A 22,161-nucleotide genomic window follows, 5' to 3' on the forward strand; every position below is an offset into this window, starting at 1 on the left:
AAGGAGGAGTCGGAGAAGGAGGGCTCGGAGAAGGAGGGCTCGGAGAAGGAGGGCTCGGAGAAGGAGGGCTCGGAGAAGGAGGGCTCGGAGAAGGAGGAGTCGGAGAAGGAGGGCTCGGAGAAGGAGGGCTCGGAGAAGGAGGAGTCGGAGAAGGAGGGCTCGGAGAAGGAGGGCTCGGAGAAGGAGGACGGGGAGAAGGACAAGCAGCAGCTGCCCGAGACGAGCAAGTCGGACAAGCCGGAGCCCAGCGACAAGTCGAAGGACCGCCCCAAGGAAGCCGACCCCCGTCGGATTGCCGGCAGTGACCTGGTGATCGGGCTCACCCGGAACGAGCAGGCCGTCCGGCAGCAGGTCATCGATGCACTGAAGACCAGCAACCCCGGTGACAGCGCCGCGATCCGGGTCTTCGGCGACACCCACTTCGGGCCGCACACCCTGCGGCCGATGGTGGCCGCGCTCTCCCAGGGCGAGACCGTGACGATCCCGCTCAACACGAACGGGTTCAGCGGGAGCATCAAGCTGAGCGGTGCGGTGACCAACTCGCAGAAGGGGGAGGGCATCGGGAAGCTCGAGTTCGAGAACGGGGCCGACCGCACGGTCTCACTCGGTGCGGGCAGCAACTCCCTCTGGCAGTTCAACCTCGGTGGCCAGACCCGGCAGACGGTCGGCGTCGCGGACCCGGCCGAGGCGGCGGGCTACCACCACAGCCAGGGGAAGGGCCGGGTCAAGGTCGACCTCGGAGGGATGGTGGCCCGGTCGAAGACCGCCGGGCAGGCGGAGACGCACAACAAGACGATGGAGCTGAAGCTCGACTTCACCGATCTGAAGCACGGGTCCGCCCCGGTGAAGCCGGGGCCTCCGGCGTCGGACCGGATCTCCACGGTGGAGATCGACGTGACCGTGGCCGTCCCGGTGGTGATCGACGACACGGGCGGCGATCCCCGCAACCCCCCGAAGCGGCTGCAGAACGGCCGGATCGGCGGCCAGGAGATCGTGCTGGACCTGACGGCCCGGGTCGAGTCGGACGGTGAGGGGCCCGTGGCGGAGGGGTCGAACGGTCAACCGCCGAAGGACGGGACGGGGGCCAGGAAGCGGCCGGTCGAGACCCTGTTGGAGAAGGTGGACGAGGAGGGCCGGAAGGAGTTCGGCGAGAACTGGCCGGCCATGCGCGACAAGGTGCTCTCGGAGGTCGACTTCGCCCGCCTGCAGCGGGACTTGAAGAGCATGACCTCCGGTGAGCCGACCACCGTGACCCTCACCGACAAGGGCGGCAGGAAGCTCGGCACGGTCGAGATCAACGCCAAGGTCGGTGAGCTCCGGCAGACCGGCTCCACCAAGGAGACCGAGTTCAACATCGGCACCACCGTCCAGCAGGTCCAGAGCACGGCGAAGACCGGCGGCAAGGCCGGCCAGCTCGGAGTCACCGGGGCGTTCAAGTCGGGGGCGGGGCTGTACGGCCTCGGTGGGGCCGGCCGGCTCGGTACGGACAAGGTCCGGATCGAGGGCACCAACCGGGTGTCCCAACTGACCGTCAAGTCCAAGGTGCCGGGCGTGCGGTACGAAGGTCCGGTGGAGTTCAGCATGTCGTTCAACGGGAAGGACACGGCGCACGTCGCGGGCACGGCGGACGTCAAGCTCCTGGTGGACAAGGCCGACACCACGAGCCCGGACTCCAAGCCGAACGGGAAGGATCCCGAGCCGAACGGGAAGGACGCCGAGCCCCCGAAGACGGATCCCGGCAACGAGGACGCCATCGAGCCGATCGACCCGCCAGGCCGCGACACCTACAGCCCGCCGGTCTCCGTCTGGCAGGAGGGCGGTGGCCTCGGCGAGACCGTCGTGGTGCGCGACGTGGCCGGTGCCGCCGAGCTGCGCAAGCTGGTGGACCGGAAGGGCCGGGAGGAGTTCGGCGACGAGTGGGACGGCATGCGGGACCAGGTGCTGCAGAGCTTCACCCAGCCGAACCTGGCGGCCAGGATGACCGGGATGACCCGGGGCGAGCCGCTGGAGATCAAGGTCCCGGGGAAGAAGAACCTGGTGATCACGGCCACCGCCAAGGTCGAGACGATGACCTTCCGCCGGAAGGACGACAAGGCCGAGCTCAACATCGTCAACGAGACCGGTGCGTTCAGCATCGACCGTCGGCAGTCGGCCGGGACCAAGGCGGTCAACGCCCATCTCGGGCTCGCCGACAAGAAGAGCGTGCCGCCGGCCGACATCCTCGCCACCGCCAACGGCCACCGGCGTGACCGGGTCGGTACCCAGGACCGCCGGGCCGACCGGGTGTACGCCAGCGGCAAGTACAAGGCGCCGCAGGCGATCTACGGGGCCGGACTGAGCATGGACGTGCGGATCGGCAAGGCCGGGGAGACCCCGGGCGGGGGCCAGGACAAGGGGAAGGGCAGGGCCGATGACAGCGTGACCCTCGACGTCGAGGTGAGCATGGACCTCGCCGACACCACCAAGACGCAGGTGGCGGCGGACCACGACGACTCCTTCGGGCGGCCGGACGATCCCGGCAAGGTGGCCGCGCCCGAGAAGCACGAGCCCGCCGAGCAGCACCTCCCGCCGGCCCGGATGTCCGGTCAGAAGCAGCTGAACGCCTCGTACGTGGTGCACACCCTGAACGGTGCGGACAAGGTGCACGCCGAGGTGACCAAGGCGATCAAGGACAAGTACGGCAAGCCGAGCGCCGAGGTGCAGCAGCAGCTCGACGAGTCCTTCGACCGGATCGCGCTGAAGACCCAGCTCTCCCAGCTCACCCGGGGCGGCAAGATCACCGAGTCGGTCTCCGGTACCACCTGGCGGGCCGACATCACCGTCACGGCCCGGGTGCAGGGGGCGCAGTACCACTCCACGGTGAACAACTACGAGTTCGAGTCGGGCTCCCGCACCTCGCGCGGCAACGGCACGGTGCAGGACCGGCGCGACCGGCTCGACGCGGGCGGTCAACTCAAGGTGGGCATCGAGCCGGTGGACGTGACGGCGGCCTACGCCCACCGGACGGACCGGACGTACTCGCACGGCACCGAGACCGTCGGCTCGACCTCGAACCGGGCCAAGCACGTCGAGACGGCCGCGTTCTTCGAAGTGGGCGTCAGCTACGACGTCAAGGTGGAGTTCAAGCGGCTCGGAGTGGACGACGGCCAGGCGAAGATCGAGCCGGTGGGCGCCACGGCCCGGGTGGCCGTCCCGATGCGTGACGTCGACCCCGTGACGGCGGACCAGTCGCCCGCCACGACGCCGGAGCCGAAGCCGCAGGGCTTCCTGGCCGGCCGGCGGTTGGACTCCTCGGCGGTGGTCACCGACGTCCATGAGCTCCCTGGCAAGGGGTCGATCCTCTCCCAGGTGGAGACGGTGGTGAAGAAGCCCGCTACGGCGTCCACGCAGGGGCAGGGGCAGGGGCAGGGGCAGGAGCAGGGGCAGGGGCAGGGGCAGAAGACGAAGACGAAGACGGACAATCCGTTCGGCTCCGACCGGGACGGCATCCGGCAGAAGCTGGAGCAGGAGCTGTCGCCGGACCGCCTGCAGGCCAGGCTCAAGGGCATGATGGCCGGTGACGAGATCGTGGTGACGAAGGGTGGCACCACGGTCCGGGTCACGGCGGTGCTCGGTGACACCATGACCCGGCTGGGGGATTCGGGCACCACCGAGTTCAACACCGGCACCGACGTGCAGCGCACCTTCGCCGACGCCACCGGCGGTCACCAGGGGCACCAGGGCTCCCTCGGAGTGTCCGGCTCCGGTCCGATCGCCGGTGGACCGGTCTCGGTGACGGGCGGGCTGACCGGCGTCGCCGGCAAGGGCCAGGACCACAACGACGTCCGGACCACCAGCACGTCGGCGGGCTCGGCGACCAAGGCCAAGGTGCCCGGCAGTGCCTACAAGGCGGAGGCGGAGCTCCAGTTCACCATCACCAGGACGTCGCTCTTCGGCTCGTCGGTCGACCGCCGCACCGCGACGGTCGGCTTCGAGACCCTGGTGGAGACCTCGGAGACCGCCCTCGGCGTCGAGGAGCGCGACCGCACGCCACGACCGCTCGCGACCGAGGCGCCCGAGCCGACCGAGCAGCGGGTCCCGCCGGACCGGATCTGGGCGAGCGGACTGCGCGACAGCGACGTGCTGCGCTTCCTCGGTGACGTGGGCGGCGTGCAGGACCTGGCGCGGATGCGGGGGCCGAAGTACTTCGGCGAGTCGGAGTGGAAGGACCTGGCGCCCATGGTCGGGGCGGCCACCTCGCACAGCCAACTGTCCGCGCTGTTCACCAGCGCGACGCAGGGTGCGGGGGTGACGGCGGCGGTGCCGACCAACCGGCTGACCCTCGGCGGAGGCAAGGGGGTCGATGTCGGGATGAAGGTCGTCTCGCTCGAGTACCAGGGCAAGGACGAGGCGGTGGAGTCGAGCCCGGCCAACTCCACCGGAGCGGGTCAGGTCCACTCCGACCAGTCGGTGCACAACGCGGGTGGGCGCCTCCAGGTGGGCGCCAAGATCACGGGGGACCCGACGCACAGTCCGGCGGCGGTCGGCGGGGTCCAACGGGTCTGGCGCGAGGGCGGCGGGCACGGGGATGCCGGACAGGTCGTCTCCAACGGCAAGTACGCGACCCCGATGGCCCGTTACTCGGGAGCGGTCCAGGTGGAGATGACGTTCTTCGACAACGGCCGCAAGCCGGTCACGGAGACCGGTGTGCTGCCCTTCACGGTGGACATCCCGCACGCCGAGACCGGCACCGTGTCGGTCCCGGCCGACCACTACGTCACCCACACCGACCGGGCCAACGGCGGTGAGTTCCGCCTCACGGCCGATCCGACGTTCGCCGGCAGCGTGGTGTCGGCGATGTCCGAGACCACGACGCCCTTCAACGAGGCGACGGCCACGCCGGAGGACCGTGACCGACTGGCGGCCACCGTCCGGGTGGCCCAGGCGGCTTACGGCTTCGAGCCGACCCCCGCCGAGATCCGGGCTGCTCACCGCCTGGTCGAGCTGGCCGGCGGCACCTCGGAGGGCGCTGCCGCGTTGATCGGTCAGTTGAAGAACCTGCCGCCCGGCACCGCGCCGACCGGAGAGCAGGTGAGCGGGGTGGTCAACTACATCAAGGCATGGACTCCGGTGGTCGGCGAGGTGAGCGCGGAGAAGCTGAACGCGGGCAGGGACAACGGCTGGCCCCTACCCGCGCCCGTGGTCGTGCCCCAGCCCCAGGGGCAGCCCGTGGTCGTGCCCCAGCCTTCCGGGTCGCAGCCCTCCGGATCGCAGGCCTCCGGTTCCTGACCGCCCGGGCGGCTCCGGTGCCCGGAGCCGCCCGGGAATGAGATCGTGCCGGGGACGGTTCGTGCAGGAGGCGTCGGTGTCCGGTGCCCGCGCAACACACCTGCACAGCACGGAGCATGACGGTCAGTCGGGCAACGGTTTCGGGGGAAACGTGGCGCTGCGCTTTGGTCTGCTGGGACGACTGCTGGTCGAGGTCGACGGGGAGGAGCGCCCGGTCACCGGACCGAAGGTGCGGCTGCTGCTGTCGGCCTTGCTGCTGGGGGCGAACCAGGCGCTCTCCACCGAGCGCCTGCTCGCCTTCCTCTGGGGCGAGGACCCGCCGCCGACGGCCAACTCCGCTCTGCACAACCACATCTCCAGGCTCCGCCGGGCCCTGGGGCCGGTCGGCGCGACGCGGCTGCACTCCTCCGAGCTGGGCTACCGCTTCGAGGTCCGGGCCGGAGAGCTGGACAGCACGGCCTTCGTCGCCGAGGTGGAGCGGGCCCGGGCCGCCCGGCTGCGGGAGGAGTGGGCGGAGGTGGCGGCGGCGGCCGACACCGGGCTGGCGCTGTGGCGGGGGGAGCCGTTCGCCGGCCTGCCCTCGCTGGCCGAGGCGCCCGAGGCGGTGAATCTGGGGGAGGCCCATCTCCAGCTGCTGGAGTGGCGGTTCGACGCCTTGCTGCACTCCGGGCGCCACCAGGGCCTGAGTACCGGGCTGGTGCCGCTGACCGTGGCGCACCCGCTGCGGGAGGGCTTCCACCGGCAGCTGATGCTGGCGCTGCACCGCACCGGCCGGACGGCCGAGGCGCTGGAGGTCTTCCACGCCCTGCGGCACGCCCTGGACGAGGAGTTGGGAGTGGAGCCGGGGGCGGCCGTGAAAGCCGCCCACCAGCAGATCCTGCTCGGTGAGCCGGACGGGGCGGAGGTCCCGCCGCGGCGGCGGCAGGGCCCGTCGCCGTTGGGCCCGAGGCCGGAGCGCTCGGGGTCAGGGCGCTCGGGGTCAGGGCGTGCGGAGTCGGGGCACTCGGAGGCGGGGCGTTCGGACGGTCCGGAGGGCCCGGAGCCGGGGGACGCGGGGGACGCGGGGGAGCGGTTGGTGCGGTTGGTGCGGCAGCAGCGGGCCACGCTCGCCCCGTATCCGGCCGGGCCGCCCAGGCCAAACCAACTGCCGCACCGGCCCAAGGACTTCACCGGCCGTCATGGCGAACTGGGCTCTCTGGAGCGCGGGTTGGGCCGTACCGAAGCTCCACGGATGACGGTGATCACCGGGATGGGCGGGATCGGCAAGACGGCCCTCGCCGTGGAGGCCGCCCACCGTGCCCGGGAGGCTTTCCCCGACGGGCAGTTGTACGTGGACCTGCACGGCTTCGGGCCGTGCACCGCGCGTGAGCCGCACGATCTGCTGGCCCGGCTGCTGCTCGACCTGGGCATCCCCGGAGCCTGCATACCCGAGCACCCGGACGACCGTGCCAACCTCTACCGCGCCACCCTGGCCGAGCGTCGGGTGCTGGTGGTGCTGGACAACGCCCGTGACAGCGCCCAGGTCCGGCCGCTGCTGCCCGGCAGCGGAGCCTCGGCCGCCCTGGTGACCAGCCGCCGTACCCTCGCGGGGCTCGGTGACGTCGACCGCCTGGCCCTGGCGCCGCTGGCCGAGGGCGGCCGGGCCCTGCTGTCCGCGATCTGCGGCGCCGAGCGGGTGTCCGCCGATCCGTCGGCGGTGGACGAGATCGTCGCCGCCTGCGGCGGACTGCCGCTGGCCCTGCGGATCGCCGGTGCCCGGCTGGCCGGCCGGCCGACCCTGCCGCTGAGCAGCTTCGCCCGGCGGATGTCCGACACCCCCGGCCGGATGCGCACGCTGGCGGTGGACGGCATCGCCGTCGAGGAGGTCTTCGCGATGAGCCTGCACGCCCTGCGGGAGAGTGCCGTCCAGGTGGAGAACGAGGCGGCCGGGGCCTTCCGGACGCTCGGGACCTGGCCCGCCCACCCGCTCTCGCTGGATGCGGTCGCCGCCCTCCTGGGCCTGTCCCCGGACCGGGCCGGCGACCTGCTCGACGTCCTGATCGACGCGCACCTGCTCCAGGAGGCGGAGGCGCAGTCCTACCGCTTCCACGACCTGCTGGGCGAGTACGCGGGTGAACTGGCCCGGCAGGGCGAGGATTTCGAGGGCGCCCGGCACGCGGCCGTGCTGCGCCTGGTCGGCTGGTACGCCGCCGCGACGGCCGCCGCCCAGCGGGTGATCGAGCCGGGAGTGCAGCCCGTTCCGTCCCCGGAGGAGCGGAGCACGTGGCAGCCGCCGGAGTTCGCGGACGAGGCCGAGGCGGTGGCCTGGTGCGTGCGCGAGGTGCCCGCGCTCAAGGAGGCGGTCAGGATCGCCGCCGGGCTCGGGCGCCACGACCTGGCCTGGCGGATCGCCGCCGGGCTCTACGGGCAGCGGCTGGACCAGTGGTGGCGGGCCGAGTGGCAGGCGGCCTGAGCCGGTGGTGGTCCCGGACGAGGGGCCCGCGATAGCGGGGCTCGGAGGGAGAGGGGCTCGGAGGGAGAGGGGCCCTCAGGGTGTCGCGACGACGGTGGCGGCCAGGGAGTTCTGCTGGTCCATCTGCTTCCTGATGGTCCGTAGCTCCTCCTGGTGCTCGGCGATCCGGGCCCGCTGGAAGGTGGCCTCGGCGGCGAACCAGATCCCGACCACGTTGTGCTCGGCCTTGCAGGCGACGTCGGCCTTCGCCGTCTCCCGCTCGTTCGGGGCCGGCTCGGCCTCGGCGAAGGCGGGGTCGTTCAGGGCGTCCATCGGCGTCGCGTAGTGGTGGCCCCGGTCGGCCATGCAGGCGGACCACTTCGCGAAGGCGGCGACCACGGCCCGGTCCTTCAGGCTCCGGTCGAAGCCCTCGGCGCTGATCTGCTTCACCAGGGCGGCCTCGCCCCGGAAGGTCGCCCCGGCGGCGAGCTTGCGGGACATCGCGCCCATGCAGCCGCCGGGCGGGACGGGCTTGCCGAGGTGGTCGGCCGGGGTGCCGTCGGTGCCGGGCGCGCCGTTGCCCTTGAGCACCAACTGGTAGCCGGGGTCGGTGTTGTCCGGCGGGTCGGGGGCGGGCCCGGTCGCGGTCCAGCCGGGGTTGGCTGCCCCGAAGTGGTACCCCGTCAGCTCGGCCTGCGCGAGGCTGGTGACGCCGTACCGCATCTGGGTCGCCGAGACCGGACCGCTCGGGGCCCGCAGGTCGTGGCTGGGGAAGGACAGCCCGAAGTCCTTCATGCAGTCCTGCAGGACGCGTTGGACGGCCTGCCGCGAGCGCAGCCTCTCGTCCGCCGTCGGGGTGTAGGCGGTCACCGGCAGCCGCAGGTCGATGGCGTCCCGGACGGCGGTCGGTACGGGCTCGGGGCGGGCCGTGGCCCGGGTCTCCGTCGTGCAGCCGGCGAGGGCGACGGCCACGGCGGTGAAGGCGGCCGGGATCAGGAACGCCCCGGCGGGGCGGCGGGAGCGGAGGTGGGACCTGGGCATGCGGACGTGCTCCTCGTCGGCCGGCGGGGCGGTGGCGGGCCATGGTCGTCGGGCCACGGTCGGTGGTGGGGTGGGTCGTCGGCGGGACGGGGCGCGGGTGGCCGGCCGCGTGGGGCGGCCGGCCACCCGCAGGCACTCAGCCCCAGAAGCGGAGCGAGGCGTTGTTGTTGTAGGTGAAGCCGAGGCGCGACCGGCCGCTGTAGGCGGCGATGTAGTCGGAGTTGCCGCCGAAGTTGGAGTTGAAGTAGATGCTCGCGTCGCCCGGGCCCCAGTTCCAGGCGGCAGCGGCGTTGTTCTTCACCGCGTGGCCGTTGCTGAAGGTCCAGCCGGCGAAGTTGGCGACGTCGCCGTACACGTCCACCGTGGCGCCCGCGTAGTTCGAGTTCTCGTACAGGGTCACGTCGTTGGCGGACGCGGTGCCCGCCAGGGCGAGGGTGGCGGCAGCGGCGGTGGCGAGGCCCAGGGCGATGGTCTGCTTGATGCGCATGTGTTCCGGTCCTTGACTCGTGGAGAGAGGAATGTGGTGGAGGAACCGCAGGCCGGACCGGGTGGGACCGGCGCCTTGGCCCGTCCCGCTCCGCCCTGCGACCACCACACTTCCGCCTCGCCCTCACACCGGTCTCACCTCTCGCTCACCCCCGCTCACGACAGGCTCACGGGCCTGTCACGGGCCGCTCAGAACCGCGTGGACGGTCCGTCGGGCCGCCGGCGGGACGGCCTAGCCGGGCCGGACGCCGCCCATGTAGTCCGGCATGTACTGGAGGTCGAGGACGGTGACGTTCTTGCCGGTGCGCGGTGCGTGGATCATCTTGTTGTTGCCGATGTAGATGCCCACGTGGTGCAGGTCGGAGTAGAAGAACACCAGGTCGCCCGGCTGGAGGTTGGCGCGGGCGATCCGGGCGCCGGCGTTCCACTGGTCCTGGGAGACCCGGGGGAGCCGGACGCCCGCCTTCTCCCAGGCCCGCAGCGTCAGGCCCGAGCAGTCGAAGCCGGCCGGACCCTCGGCGCCCCAGATGTAGGGCTTGCCGATCTGCGCCTGGGCGAACGCGAGGACGGCCGCCGCCCGGCCGGAGGCGGGGATCTGGGGCAGATCGGTGCGGTCGTTGCCCTGCCGCGAGGCGCGGCCGGCCTCGTCGACGTCGACCTGGGCGCGTTCGGCGGCGGTGAGGCGGCCGAGGACGGCCTTGGCCTCGGCCAGTTTGGTCTGCACCTTGGCCTTCTCCTCGGCCAGCGCCCGGTGGTTGGCGTCCAGGGCGGCGAGCGCGGCGGCGGCCTCGGTGCGCTGCTGGTCCAGCCGTCGCTGCTGCTGCTGGGCCTGGCGCAGCAGGCCGAGCTGGGTGTCGGCCTCCTGGTCCCGGGTGGAGGCCTGCCGCAGGTAGGAGTCCGGGTCCGAGCTCAGCATCAGCTGGAGCGAGGGATCCACCCCGCCGTTGCGGTACTGGGCGGCGGCGAGTGCGCCGAGCTGGCCCTGAACGACGTTCAGCTTCTCCTGGCCCTCGGCGAGTTGGGTCTGCAGCCGGTTCGCCTCGGCCTGGAGCTTCTTGGCCCGTTCGTCCGCGCCGTTGAACTTCTCGATGGACGCCTCGGCCTCCTCGTACAGCGCGTCCACCTGCTTCTTGACGGCGGCGAGGTCGGGCTTGGGGGCGGCGAAGCCCGGGGTCGAGGAGGCCAGCACGGCGGTGCCGGCCGCCGCGGTGGTCAGGACGGCGAGCTTGGCACGGCTCGGCGGACTCGGCTTGCGGCGCTTTCCCACGGTACGGCTCCTCGGTCAACCGGCCCGCCACCGGAGGAGGCGGCCGGACGCGTCGGCCGCTTCCCGGCCTCGGACTCCTAGGTACCTTAGTAGTTTAGGACCGGCTGGGAGTAGACCGGGGTGCGATCTCCGTGATCGCTGTGGTCAGAGCGCGCTGCGGCGGTCAGAGCGCGCCGAGGAACTCCCGGACCGCCGCGCCGAAGCCCACGGGGTCGGTGTCGTGCACGAAGTGGTCGGTGGGCAGGGTGACCAGCCGGGTGTCGGGGCGGCGTCCGGCCATCTCGGTGGCCGCGGCCTCGGGCAGGCAGGGGAAGGTGCTGCCGCGCACCAGCAGGGCGGGGCAGTGGCTGCCCAGCCAGTCGTCCCAGTGCGAACCGCGCACCGCCTCCTCGGAGTCGACGGTGTCGGCCGGGTGGAAGGGCAGTCGCCAGCCGCCCTCCGGGAGCTCCCGGAGCCGGGGGCCGACCATCGCGGTGAGCGGCCCCAGGGTGGCGAGCAGCTCCTCCCGGGTCGGCGCGGTCCACGGCATGGCGAGCACGAAGGCCAGCGGGCTCGGGCCGGCGGGCAGCTCGGCGGGCCCCTCCTCGTTCACCAGGGCGCTGACCAGCTCCGGGTGACGGGCCGCCAGTTGGTAGGCGGTGATGGCACCGCCGGAGTGCCCGATCACCGGGATCGGACCCAGGTCGAGGTGGCGCAGCAGTGCCACCGCGTCGGCCAGGTAGCCCTCGCGGCCGTACTCCGACGCGCGGTCCGAGTCGCCGTGGCCGCGCTGGTCCGGTGCGATCACCCGCCACTCGGGGGCCAGCTCGCGGGCCACCCCGGCGAAGCCCTGACCCTCCGACAGGTGCCCGTGCAGGGCGAGCAGCGGGCGGCCCGGGCCGCCGAAGTCCAGGTAGGAGAGCCGGCGGTCGGCCAGGTCCAGCTCGTGCCGAGTGGTGGTGGTGCTGGTCTGCTCGGTGGTCATGGCGTGTCCGTCCCTCGGGTCGGTGTGCGGGCTTCGATGCCTGAACTCTAGAGGGGATTGGCACAAGCGTGCAAGACGAATGTATGAGACGGGCGTACAAAAAACCCGACGGCCATGGCCGGGGCGCGCCCGTGGCGGACGATCCGCGTCGGACGTGCCCCGGGGCCATGGCCGCCGGGGAGGGGCGAAGGGCCCCTGGGGAAGGCTGCTAGCGCACCAGGACCGGGAGGCTCTCGACGCCGTACACGATGGAGAGCTTGCGGAAGGCGAGCTCCTGCGCCGGGACCGCCAGCCGGAGGTCGGGGAAGCGGCGGACCAGGGCGGGGAGCGCGGCGCGCAGCTCCATCTTGGCCAGCTCGGCGCCGATGCAGCGGTGCATGCCGTAGCCGAAGGCCAGGTGCGAGGGGGCCTGCCGGTCGCCGTCGAAGGTCTCGGGGTCGGCGCCGAAGGCGGAGTCCCGGTTGGCACCGCTGAGCGAGCAGAGCACCACGTCGCCCGCCGCGATCCGGACTCCGGCGATCTCGATGTCCTCGCGGGCGAACCGCGGGAAGGCCATCTGCACCACCGTCAGGTAGCGGAGCAGCTCGTCGACGAACGGGGCCGCCGCCGCGTCGTCGTCCCGGAGCCGCTCGAAGGCCTGCTGATCCTGCATCAGCACCAGGGCTCCGAGGGCCAGCATGCTCGCGGTGGTCTCGAAGCCGCCGGTCAGCACCCCGTCGGCGAGCCCGGCCAGCTCCTGGTCGTCGATGTCGTCGCCGTACTCCTTGATCAGCATGCCGAGCAGGCCGTCGCCCGGTTCGGCGCGCTGGCGCCGGACCACGCCCTGGAGGTAGGCCAGCGACTCGGTGATCGCGCCGAACGGGGCGCCCGCCCCGGCGAACAGGTCGAACCGGGCGGTGCCGAGGCGCTGGAAGTCCTCGCGGTCCTCGTAGGGGATGCCGAGCAGTTCACAGATGGTCAGCGAGGGGATCGGGAGGGCGAAGTGCTCCACCAGGTCCACCGGGCCCGCTCCGGCGGCGGCCATCCCGTTGAGCTGCTCGGTCACCAACTCGTCGATCCGGGGGCCCAGCCGGCTGATCCGGCGCATGGTGAACTCGGGGGTCAGCCGCTTGCGCAGCCGGGTGTGCACCGGCGGGTCGCTGAAGCCCAGCCCGCCCGGGTTCTGGCCCTCCGTCACGCCCGCATTGCCGACCAGGTTGGTGAAGTCGCTGCTGAAGCCGGTCGGCCGGCCGAGGACCTCCTTGACCTCCTCGTACCCGGTCACCAGCCAGGCGTCGAAGCCGAACGGCAGCGGCAGCTTCCGGATCGGCGTCGCCTCCCGGATCTCGGCCATGGCCGGCACCGGGTCCACTCCGTCCCGCTTCAGGGACATCAGCAGCGGTTCGGGCAGGAAAGAGGTGAGATCGGAGAGATCGAGACCGTTCCGCGCGGTACGGGCCAGGTACCGGCGCCCTATCCAACTCGTGGCGCGGGAACGGAGTTTGGTCATCAACGGGTGTGCTCCTAGATCCGGGCGGAGGCCGACAGGCCAAGGGGTCGTCGTACGGCCGGCGCGGCGGCGGGCCTCAGCGTATCGAGTGGGTGTTCGTCCGTATGACAACGGGACGGCCGCCGGGGGTTCCGCCGCGCGGGGCCGGTGGACGGGTCGGCTGGTGGGCCCGTGGTGCGTGGTGCGGGTGGGGCGGGTGCCGTCCGGCCGGGTGAGGGCAGAGGGGGGCGAGCGCCGCTGAGGTGCGGCCCCCGGGGGGCGCGGAAAAGCCCCGGGGGCGGGCGGTGATCCGTACACGGAAGGCGAATTGACGGTCCGTGGGCGGAGCTCCGGGCCCGGGATCGCCGCGCCGGGTGCGGGCCGGGGCGGACTGTGTGCCGTCCGGCCCGCGACTTCCGGACCTCGGGGCCGCCCCGGAGGGCGGCGGCGGTCAGGGGCGCCGGGTGCCGATCACCGTCGACAGGTCGGGGGCGAGCCGGACCTCGGTGGCGAGCAGTGCCGGGTGCTCCAGCCAGTCGGACCGGGCCCGGTCGGGCCGCCCCTGGTGGGTCGGGGGCCAACTGGTCAGCGGAGTGAAGTCGTCGATGACGATCGTGCCGGCCGGGGTCAGCAGGCGCTCCGGGTCGGCGGCCTCGGTCTGCTTGCCGTTGCCGCCGCCGTCGACCACCAGCAGGTCGAAGGGGCCGTACTCGTGGATCCGGGTCCAGTCGCCGTGGACGATCTCCACGTCGGGCACCTCGGCGAACAACTCCCGTACCAGCTCGACCAGTCGGAGCTCCCGCTCGACGCTGACCAGCCGCACGCCCGGCTGCCGGGCGGCGGCCATCCAGGCCAGCCCGACTCCGCAGCCGGTGCCGGTCTCGCCGATCTGCCCGCGTGCGCCGGCGGCCAGCGCGTGCAGCAGCCGGCCCTGCTCCAGGCGGCAGGACTTGGTGAATCCGGTCCGCCGCGCCAACATCACCGCCCGGGTGACCAGTTCGGGTAGCGTGCCGCCCTCGGAGTAGCTGTCGGTTCCCTGCACGGACACGGAGTCCCCCCTCGTCGTCGATGCCGTCGGGCATCGGTGGCATGTGACATCGTACGATCGCGTCCGATCGCTCCGGCGCCGTTCGGGGCCGCCGACATCGCCTTCGACCGGAGGGTGCCGGAGGACGCCGAGGCCCGCCCGCCCCGCGCATGCCGCCGCCGCGCGGCGAGCTCCCCGAGACCGGTGGGGAGGGTGAACTCGTCCACCCCGCTGCTGTCCTGCTCCTCGGAGGCGGCGCCATGGTGCTGACGGCGGCCCGACTGCGCCGACGCGGCGCGCGGTAACGCTCCGGACGACCCCCCGGGCGGGCTCGCTGACCAGACGTCAGGGAGCCCGCCCCGCCGTCGTGTTGCGGGCGGGTGGTGTGCCCCGTCGAACGGCGGGGGCCGGTGGACGGGTGTGGATCGCGCCTGATGGCTCATTGTCATGTGCAGATTAGGCGCTGATGTTACTTATCAGTAATCTCGGGGCGTCCTCCGGGTGAACCACCGTCACCCGCCGCGCTCCGAAGGAACGTCACATGTCCCGACCCGGCCCCCGCCGCCGCCTCCTGTGCACCGCCCTCGCCACCGCCGCTCTGCTCGCCGTCGCACCGGCCGCCCCCGCCATGGCCGCCCCACCCGCACCAGGTGGTACCGCCCACCTCGACGCCGTCGAGCGCGTCCTGCGAGAGGTGGCCCCCGGACTGGAGGGCACCGTCTGGCAGCGCACCGAGGGCAACAGGCTCGCCGGGACGGCCGCCGACCCGGCGGGCTGGCTGCTCCAGACGCCCGGCTGCTGGGGCGACGCCGGCTGTGCCGACCGGCCGGGCACCCGCGCGCTGCTCGCCAGGATGACCGCCGACGTCGCCGCCGCCACCCGCACCGTCGACCTCTCCACCCTCGCGCCGTTCCCCGAAGGAGGCTTCAAGGACGCCTTGGTGGCCGGGCTCAGGGCCTCGGTCGCGGCCGGCCACCGTCCGGTCGTCCGGATCCTGGTCGGTGCCGCGCCGGTCTACCACGCGAACGTGCTGCCCTCCCGCTACCGCGACGAGCTGATCGCCGCGCTCGGCCCGGCCGCCGGCGCGGTCAGCCTCAACGTCGCCTCGATGACCACCTCGCGCACCGCGTTCTCCTGGAACCACTCCAAGCTCCTGGTGGTCGACGGACGCACCGTCATCGCCGGTGGTGTGAACGGCTGGAAGAACGACTACCTGGACACGACTCACCCCGTCACCGACGTGGACCTCGCGCTGACCGGTCCGGCCGCCACCTCCGCCGCCCGCTACCTGGACACCCTCTGGGAGTGGACCTGCGGCCGGACGGGCATCCTCGACCTGGCCTGGTTCGCCTCCTCGGACGGCGGCGCCTGCCGTCCGTCGATCGAGCGCGAGCTCAACCCCACCGCGCCCGCCACCGGTGACGTCCCGGTGATCGCGGTCGGCGGCCTCGGCGTGGGCATCAAGGACCGGGACCCCTCGTCCGCCTACCGTCCCGGCCCGGTGGCCGGCGCGGCGGATGCCGCGTGCGGCCCGCTCACCCTCGCCGACCGCACCAACGCCGACCGCGACCACGAGACCGTCAACCCCGAGGAGAACGCCCTGCGCGCCCTGATCGGCAGCGCCCGGCGGCACGTCGAGATCTCCCAGCAGGACCTGAACGCCAGTTGCCCGCCGCTGGCCCGCTACGACTCCCGCCTCTACGACCTGCTGGCGGCCAAGCTGGCGGCCGGCGTCAAGGTGCGGATCGTGGTCAGCGACCCGGCCAACCGGGGTGCGGTGGGCAGCGGCGGCTACTCGCAGATCAGGTCACTCGCCGAGATCAGCGACCTGCTCAAGGCCCGGCTGGCCGTGCTGACGGGTGATCAGGGCAAGGCCGGCGCCGCCCTGTGCGGCAATCTGCAGCTCGCCACCTTCCGGGCCGCCCCCACCGCCACCTGGGCCGACGGCCGTCCCTACGCGCTGCACCACAAGCTGGTGGCGGTGGACGACGCCGCCTTCTACATCGGCTCCAAGAACCTCTACCCCGCCTGGCTCCAGGACTTCGGCTACATCGTCCAGGATCCGACGGCCGCCGCCCACCTCGACCGTGACCTGCTCACCCCCGAGTGGCAGTACTCCCGGGCCACCGCGACCATCGACTGGAGCACCGGCACCTGCCGCGCCTGACCTGCCGGCCGGCCTCCCTCCGCAGGTCCTGGGACCAACCCGGGACCGCTGCCTCACGCCGCCCACCACCGTGGACTCCTCACGTGTGAACCGGAGTTGAGCCGCCGTCCGGTGCCCCCGGCCGGTGGCCCGGCCCGACGGGCCGTCAGCGGCCCGCCCCACGAGCAACGGTGAAGCACGGAGAATCCGAGATGACCGCAGTGTCGGATCGGGCCCGGGCCTCCTGGTGGTGCCCGGCGCCTTCGCGGTCGCGGCCGATTTCGACCGGCTGGCCGGGGCCCTGGCGGATTGCTTCACGGTGCACGTCATCGAACGGCGTGGGCGCGGCGCGAGCGGCCCGCAGGGCGACGGCTACGGGGCGGCGGCCGAGTGCGCGGACATCGAGGCCGTCCGCTCGGCCACCGGGGCGCGGTTCGTGTTCGGCCACAGCTTCGGCGGCTTCCTGACCCTGGAGGCCGCGCTGGCCGGATCCGCCTTCGAGCGCATCGCCGTGTACGAACCAGGCGTGTCCGTCGAGGGATCGATCCCCGTCGACTGGGCCGACCGGTGCCGTCGCGAACTCGCCGCCGGGAAGCCGGCGGAGGCCTTCCTAGCCTTCGTCCGGGGCGTCAACCCCGAGACCAGCGGCAAGGCTCCGCGCTGGTTGCTGCGGCTGATCCTCCCGCTCGCCATCAGGAAGCCGGAGCGGTTGCAGAAGCACGCCCTGCTGCCTGCGGCGATCCTCGAACACGCCGAGATCGCCGCCCGGGACTCCACCTTCCGTGAGTACGGTCGGCTCACCCAGCCCGTCCTGCTCATGGCGGGCAAGGAGGCGGGGACCACCGGAGCGGGACGAGCGGCCCGGTACATCCACGAGATCCTGCCCGCCTCGCGGTACGAGTCCTTCCCCAAGCTGGACCACTTCGGCCCGGAGCAGCATCCCGCCGCCATCGCCCCGACCGTGGCCGAGTTCTTCCTGGGGGCACCCACCCGGTAGCGCATGCCGACGGGCCGTCAGGTCGGTGGCCCGGCCCCGGTCGGCGGTCCAGGCGCTCGTCCGGCTACCGGCCGGGGCGGCCTCCGCCCCTGGTCACAGCCAGTCCTTCCGTACGGCCTCCGCCCCGGCCTGGAAGCGGCTGTCGGCGCCCAGACGGGTCATCAGGTCCTGCATCATCCGGCGCACCGTCCGCAGGGATAGCCCCAGCTTGCGGCTGGCGGACTGGTCCGTGTGGCCGTGGCTCAGCAGTTGGAGCAGGGCGCGCTCGGACCCGGTGAGCTCCTGGTCGTCGCGCGGGGCGGGCTGACCGAAGTCGGCCCCGCTGCGCCACAGTTCGTCGAAGAGCGCGCACAGGGGCTGGACGAGGGCCTCGCCGTGCACCTCCAGGGCGCCGCGGCGGCCGTCACTGGGGTCGGTCGGTATCAGGGCGATGTTGCGGTCGACGATCACCAGCCGCATCGGCAGCAGCGGCACGGTACGGGTCAGGCCGCCCAGGTCGGCCAGCCACCGGGCGTAGCGCAGGGTGTCGGGGTCGTTGCGGAAGCTGTCCTGGAAGATGCTGCGGATCACCACGCCGCGCTCCAGGGCCAGTTGGTTCGGGTGCTTGCCGGCCTGGATGGCGTCGGGCCGGACGGCGCCTCCGCGCATCAGGGACAGGCACTCCTGGGTCGCGGTCGCCGCCAGCTCCTCCAGGCGGTCGCGGACGGCGTCCAGGGACTCCAGCCGGATGACCATCTCGTCGTCGGGCCGCCGGTCGACGTACTCGGCGGAGAGGGCCGCGATCGCGGTCCGGGTGCTCTCCAACTGCTGTTGGCGGAAGAGCAGTTGGTTCTGGTTGTGGGCGAGGAGTCTGGTCAGTCCGACCTCCGGGCTGACGGCCCGTGGAGCTTCGGAGTCGGTCGCGGGCCGCAGCAGGGTCAGTTCCAGCAGTTCGTCGAGTGCCCGTCGGGTCTCTTCTTCCGACAGGTGCAGATAGGTGGCGATCCGGTCGACTCCCCAGTCCGGCTCGGCCAGCAGGGTCCTGTAGACGTTCTCCGTCAGCGCGCTCAGTCCGAGTGCTTGCAGCACCGATCCCCCTTCGATGTCGAAGATCATCATCAGTCTCCGGGGTCGCCGACGCAATGCCTTTCCAAGGACTGGGAGGGCGTTTTGACGGGGCCTTTGCCGGGTCGGCGGCCCGGTCGGAGCGGCGGTGCGGCGAGGGCCGGAGGGGCGATGCGCCACGCAGGTTGTGTGCCAAGGGAACTGACGTCGGCTCAGGTCAGGAAGGGTGCTCCGTCCGGTGGACTGGACCAGAGGCCACCTAAACGATCTTGCACCTAGTTGCCAGGTGACTTGGTGCCAGCTCTGTAGCCGTGACATCGCACAGCGTGGGCGGCAGGATCTTCATCAACAGCAGCGAACGCCACCGAAACCGGGGCGAGAGCCGCAAAGCAATCACTGGTACGGCATTGCTTACGAAACGGGAGAGAACAGTCGTGGGTCACTCAATACGCATCGTGTGTGCCGCTCTGACCGTCGCGTTCACCGTCGGCCTCGGAGTCGCCGCAGCGACCTCGGGCGTCGCCGGAAGCGCCGTCGCGGACCACTCGGGCGTCCAGCGCATCGCCGCCGGCACCGGTTTCGACTGGGACAGCCCGCGCCCCGCCCCACCTGCGCAGAGCTGACCTGGTTCCGTGCATCTGGTCGCGGTGACTCTCATACGTCCCGATCCGACGTCGGCGCAGCTGACAGCTGAAGCGGTCACCGATCTGATCTGGGTGCACAGCCGTCCCGAGGACCGGGTGGAACACCTCCGCACCCGCCTCGAGTTCAACCGCTGCCGCATCGCCGCCGCGATCATCGCGGCCACTCCGGAGGCGGCGATCGTCAACCTGCGCCGCGTCTGCGAACGCGCCCTGCGGCACACTCCGGCCCTGAGCGGCTGGGGCCTCGCCCTCAGGTAGCAGCTCCACCGACAAGCCCACGACTCTCCTCGGCCCCGCACGTGGTCGTGCCGGGAGCCCGACCACCCCGCTGCCCGCCTCGACCACCCCCCCCGCCTGCCCCGGCCCGATCGTCCCGGACCGCCCGGCACGCGTCACCTCCGCTCCGGCGGAGCTCCGCCCGACCGCCCCGGCCCGACGGCCGGCGTCACCACGGGCCCCTCCACTTCCGTCTGCCGGCCCCGCACGTCCCGGGGCCACCGGGCCGGCCGCAGCATGCGGTCCGACCCGCACCCGAGCGCCCTTCGGTGCGGCGCCGGGTGTGCCCGGTGGCCCGCTCCGGCGGCAGACGGGCTCACTCAAGCGTCCCGGCGCCGATCGCCGGATCCTCACCAACTCACCTGCCTCGAAAGAAGGTTGTTCCGTCATGGCCATGTTGACCAAGATCGCCGCCGTCGCCGCCCTCGCCGTCCCGCTGCTCGTCGCGGTGCCCGGTACCGCCCAGGCCTCCACCCCGTCCGGCTGCTCCAGCGTCACCCAGATCGGCTCCACCGCGTACGTCACCGTCGGCGGCGAGACGATGGCCTCGGTGAAGCAGTACAAGGGCTGCGGCAAGAACTACGCCTACCTGTACGTCTGGGAGGGCTACCGCAACACCCACAGCAGCTGGGACGTCTGCACCTCCATCCTCACCGGCACCACCGTCCAGGACCCGCAGTGCGGTCACAACAGCGTGGAGATCTGGTCCTCCGGCGCCAACACCCTGACGCAGTGCACCAAGGCGCTGGGCTGGCGGGGCACCGGCCCGTTCCCGTACCCGGGGGACGCCGTCGCCAAGACCGATGAGCGCTGCTGATCCCCGGCCTTCCGCGGTACCCGTGACACCCCTGTCCTGAAAGGCCGTTGCCGACATCCCGCGGATGTCGGCAAGCCGGCCGCATCCACCGGCCCGGGCCGGCCCGCTCGGGCCGGCCCCGGAGCCCCCAGACCTCACCCGGCTCCGCCGGGCAGCGGCGGGCGCGCTCGCGCCGACGCCGCCCTTCCCCGCAGCGACCACGTCGCCGACGGCCGCACCCGCCACGGGTGTCGCCGAGCGCTGCCCTCGTTCGCGGCAGCCCCCCACCGGACCTCCCGCCCCTCCGTGCCGGCGCCAGTGCCGGCACCGGGCCGAGGTCCAGGCCGATCCTCCACCGAACCAGAAGGAACCACCCCATGGCGTCCGCCACCAAGACCCGTACCACCGCCACCCGGCTGCTCACCGCCGTCGCCGTCCTGAGCGGCCTGGTGCTGAGCGCCGCACAGGCCCACGCCGCAGCCCCGGCGTCCCCCGCCGGCGCCCCGGCGGCGGCTGCCGCCGCGCTGCCCGCGATCGACATGGAGGCCACCGTGCTGGCCGCCCAGATCGACCCCCGGCGTGCCGACAGCACGCTCACCCCCGGCGCCAAGGACTCGGTGCTGGCGGTCGAGCGGGCTCTCCAGGCCAAGGGCCTGCTCGAATCCCGTTGGGTGGACGGCTACTTCGGCACCACGACCGTCGCCGCCTACGCCGCCTTCCAGCGCTCCCTCGGCTACACCGGCCTGGACGCCAACGGGCTGCCCGGCGTCACCTCGCTCACCGCGCTCGGCAAGGACCGGTACACCGTGTCCCGCCAGATCGGCGTCGGCGCGAAGGTCAAGCGCGACGGATACACCGTCAACACCCGTACCCAGAGCATGCTCACCGAGGCGGAGCGCCTCTCCGGCGTCCACCTGAAGCTGGACCAGGGCTCCTACAACCCCGGTGGCGACCCGACCTCGGCCGGCACCCACGACGGCGGCGGCGTGGTCGACATCAACGTCGACGGCATGACCGCCGCCACCCGCACCGCCGTCGCCAAGGCGCTGCGCCAGGTCGGCTTCGCCGCCTGGGTCCGCAGCCCCAGCCAGGGCAACTGGCCGTGGCACATCCACGCTGCGGCGCTGAACGACACCGACCTGGCCACCCAGGCCCAGAACCAGACCGGCGACTACTACCTCGGCCTCAACGGCCTGGCCAACCACGGTGCCGACGACGGCCCGCGCGTCGCCATCCAGACCTGGGAGGAGTACCAGCGCACCCACTGAGCGCGCACGGTACCCCGTCCCGAGCACGACCCGAAGCACCACACCCGCAGTGCCCCGCACGACCTGACAACCGGTCGAACACCTCACGAGAACAAGAGAGTCGAGCCTTGAAGAAGAACATACGCACCACGCTGACCATCGCCGGCACCGCCCTGGCCATGGCCATCCCGCTGGTCGCCACCTCCACCCCCGCCTTCGCCGCCGCCCGCGACGGGGTCTGCGACTCCGGCGAGTTCTGCCTGTACTACAACAGCGACCAGGGCGGTTCGGTCTCCGACTTCGCCGGCTCGATCAGCGACTACGGCGCCACCCAGCCGTCCTGCTACGAGTTCAAGAGCGGCGGCAACGGCCAGAGCGTCTGCGTCAAGAACAACGCCGCCTCGGTGTGGAACCGGACCGGCCAGACCGTCCGCGTCTACTTCAACAGCGGCTACGCCGGCGCCAGCCAGGACTTCGGCTCCGGTGCGAAGGGCAACCTCAACGGCACGCTGAAGAACAACAACGCCTCGCACAAGTTCCTCAGCAGCGGCAACAACGACAACGAGAGCGCCCGCAACGACTTCGACGGCGGCACCCGCGGCTTCGCGGCCAAGAACTGCACCGCCTTCGCGGCGTACCGCATCGCCAGCCGCCTCGGCGTCCCGAACTTCACCAACTCCTACGGCGGCACCACCTGGGGCAACGCCGAGAACTGGGACGACGCCGCCCGCCGGGTCGGCATCACCGTCAACTCCACTCCCTCCGTCGGCGCCATCGCGGTGAACGACACCCACGGGGCCTACGGCCACGTCGCCTACGTCAACGCGGTCTACTCCGACGGCTCCTTCGACATCGAGGAGTACAACTGGAACACCCCGCTCGGCTACGGCACCCGCACCCACCTCAAGGTCAGCAGCGCGGAGAACTCCTTCCAGCACATGATCCACTTCTGATAGACCCCGAGCCGGACCTCGGCCCCTGCGGGCCGGGTGCGGCTCCACCCCGGGCGGACCGTCCGGGTGAGCAGGCCCCGGTGGCGTGACCGCGCCGACCGGAGCC

Annotated in this window: 14 protein-coding genes and 1 pseudogene; 8 read left to right on the forward strand and 7 right to left on the reverse strand. The window is 72.4% G+C overall.

Annotated features, from left to right (window positions below):
* A pseudogene (locus tag ACIRBX_RS14205) lies at positions 1-5,268 on the forward strand (hypothetical protein); the annotation flags it as partial.
* Between the two features lie 151 nt (positions 5,269-5,419).
* Positions 5,420-7,720: a BTAD domain-containing putative transcriptional regulator gene (locus tag ACIRBX_RS14210; protein ID WP_402296493.1), complete on the forward strand. Its 2,301-nt coding sequence runs from the start codon at positions 5,420-5,422 to the stop codon at positions 7,718-7,720.
* Between the two features lie 75 nt (positions 7,721-7,795).
* On the opposite strand, the gene ACIRBX_RS14215 is transcribed toward ACIRBX_RS14210, so the two are convergent.
* From ACIRBX_RS14215 to ACIRBX_RS14240, 6 genes are all read right to left on the reverse strand, one after another.
* Positions 7,796-8,740 (reverse strand): hypothetical protein, encoded by a 945-nt coding sequence (locus tag ACIRBX_RS14215; protein WP_402296495.1) that lies wholly within the window; start codon positions 8,738-8,740, stop codon positions 7,796-7,798.
* 136 nt (positions 8,741-8,876) lie between these two features.
* Positions 8,877-9,227: a peptidase inhibitor family I36 protein gene (locus tag ACIRBX_RS14220; protein ID WP_402296496.1), complete on the reverse strand. Its 351-nt coding sequence runs from the start codon at positions 9,225-9,227 to the stop codon at positions 8,877-8,879.
* A gap of 231 nt (positions 9,228-9,458) precedes the next feature.
* The gene (locus ACIRBX_RS14225) at positions 9,459-10,493 is read right to left on the reverse strand and encodes an NlpC/P60 family protein (RefSeq protein WP_402296498.1); all 1,035 of its coding nucleotides are present in this window, start codon (positions 10,491-10,493) and stop codon (positions 9,459-9,461) included.
* Between the two features lie 163 nt (positions 10,494-10,656).
* On the reverse strand, positions 10,657-11,457 hold the full coding sequence (locus tag ACIRBX_RS14230) for an alpha/beta fold hydrolase (RefSeq protein ID WP_402296500.1): 801 nt from the start codon (positions 11,455-11,457) through the stop codon (positions 10,657-10,659).
* Between the two features lie 208 nt (positions 11,458-11,665).
* Positions 11,666-12,946: a cytochrome P450 gene (locus ACIRBX_RS14235; protein ID WP_402296502.1), complete on the reverse strand. Its 1,281-nt coding sequence runs from the start codon at positions 12,944-12,946 to the stop codon at positions 11,666-11,668.
* Positions 12,947-13,376: 430 nt separating this feature from the next.
* Positions 13,377-13,973: an O-methyltransferase gene (locus ACIRBX_RS14240; protein ID WP_402296504.1), complete on the reverse strand. Its 597-nt coding sequence runs from the start codon at positions 13,971-13,973 to the stop codon at positions 13,377-13,379.
* Positions 13,974-14,493: 520 nt separating this feature from the next.
* On the opposite strand from ACIRBX_RS14240, the gene ACIRBX_RS14245 reads away from it, so the two are divergent.
* Positions 14,494-16,119, forward strand: a complete 1,626-nt coding sequence (locus tag ACIRBX_RS14245; protein WP_402296506.1) for a phospholipase — start codon at positions 14,494-14,496, stop codon at positions 16,117-16,119.
* 229 nt (positions 16,120-16,348) lie between these two features.
* Positions 16,349-17,095 (forward strand): alpha/beta fold hydrolase, encoded by a 747-nt coding sequence (locus ACIRBX_RS14250; RefSeq protein ID WP_402296508.1) that lies wholly within the window; start codon positions 16,349-16,351, stop codon positions 17,093-17,095.
* A 93-nt stretch (positions 17,096-17,188) separates the two neighbouring features.
* On the opposite strand, the gene ACIRBX_RS14255 is transcribed toward ACIRBX_RS14250, so the two are convergent.
* A complete protein-coding gene (locus ACIRBX_RS14255) occupies positions 17,189-18,193 on the reverse strand; it encodes a LuxR C-terminal-related transcriptional regulator (protein ID WP_402296510.1) in 1,005 nt (334 codons plus the stop codon).
* A 578-nt stretch (positions 18,194-18,771) separates the two neighbouring features.
* On the opposite strand from ACIRBX_RS14255, the gene ACIRBX_RS14260 reads away from it, so the two are divergent.
* From ACIRBX_RS14260 to ACIRBX_RS14275, 4 genes are all read left to right on the forward strand, one after another.
* The gene (locus tag ACIRBX_RS14260; protein ID WP_402296512.1) at positions 18,772-19,041 is read left to right on the forward strand and encodes a hypothetical protein; all 270 of its coding nucleotides are present in this window, start codon (positions 18,772-18,774) and stop codon (positions 19,039-19,041) included.
* Between the two features lie 406 nt (positions 19,042-19,447).
* Positions 19,448-19,876, forward strand: coding sequence for a hypothetical protein (locus ACIRBX_RS14265; RefSeq protein ID WP_402296514.1), 429 nt, complete (start codon positions 19,448-19,450; stop codon positions 19,874-19,876).
* 356 nt (positions 19,877-20,232) lie between these two features.
* Complete coding sequence (locus tag ACIRBX_RS14270; RefSeq protein WP_402296516.1) at positions 20,233-21,123, forward strand: peptidoglycan-binding protein; 891 nt, start codon at positions 20,233-20,235, stop codon at positions 21,121-21,123.
* Positions 21,124-21,230: 107 nt separating this feature from the next.
* On the forward strand, positions 21,231-22,055 hold the full coding sequence (locus tag ACIRBX_RS14275; protein ID WP_402296517.1) for a CHAP domain-containing protein: 825 nt from the start codon (positions 21,231-21,233) through the stop codon (positions 22,053-22,055).
* Positions 22,056-22,161 lie beyond the last annotated feature (106 nt).

Origin of the sequence: Kitasatospora sp. NPDC096147, from assembly GCF_044763225.1 — a bacterium.
Classification (GTDB): Bacteria; Actinomycetota; Actinomycetes; order Streptomycetales; family Streptomycetaceae; genus Kitasatospora.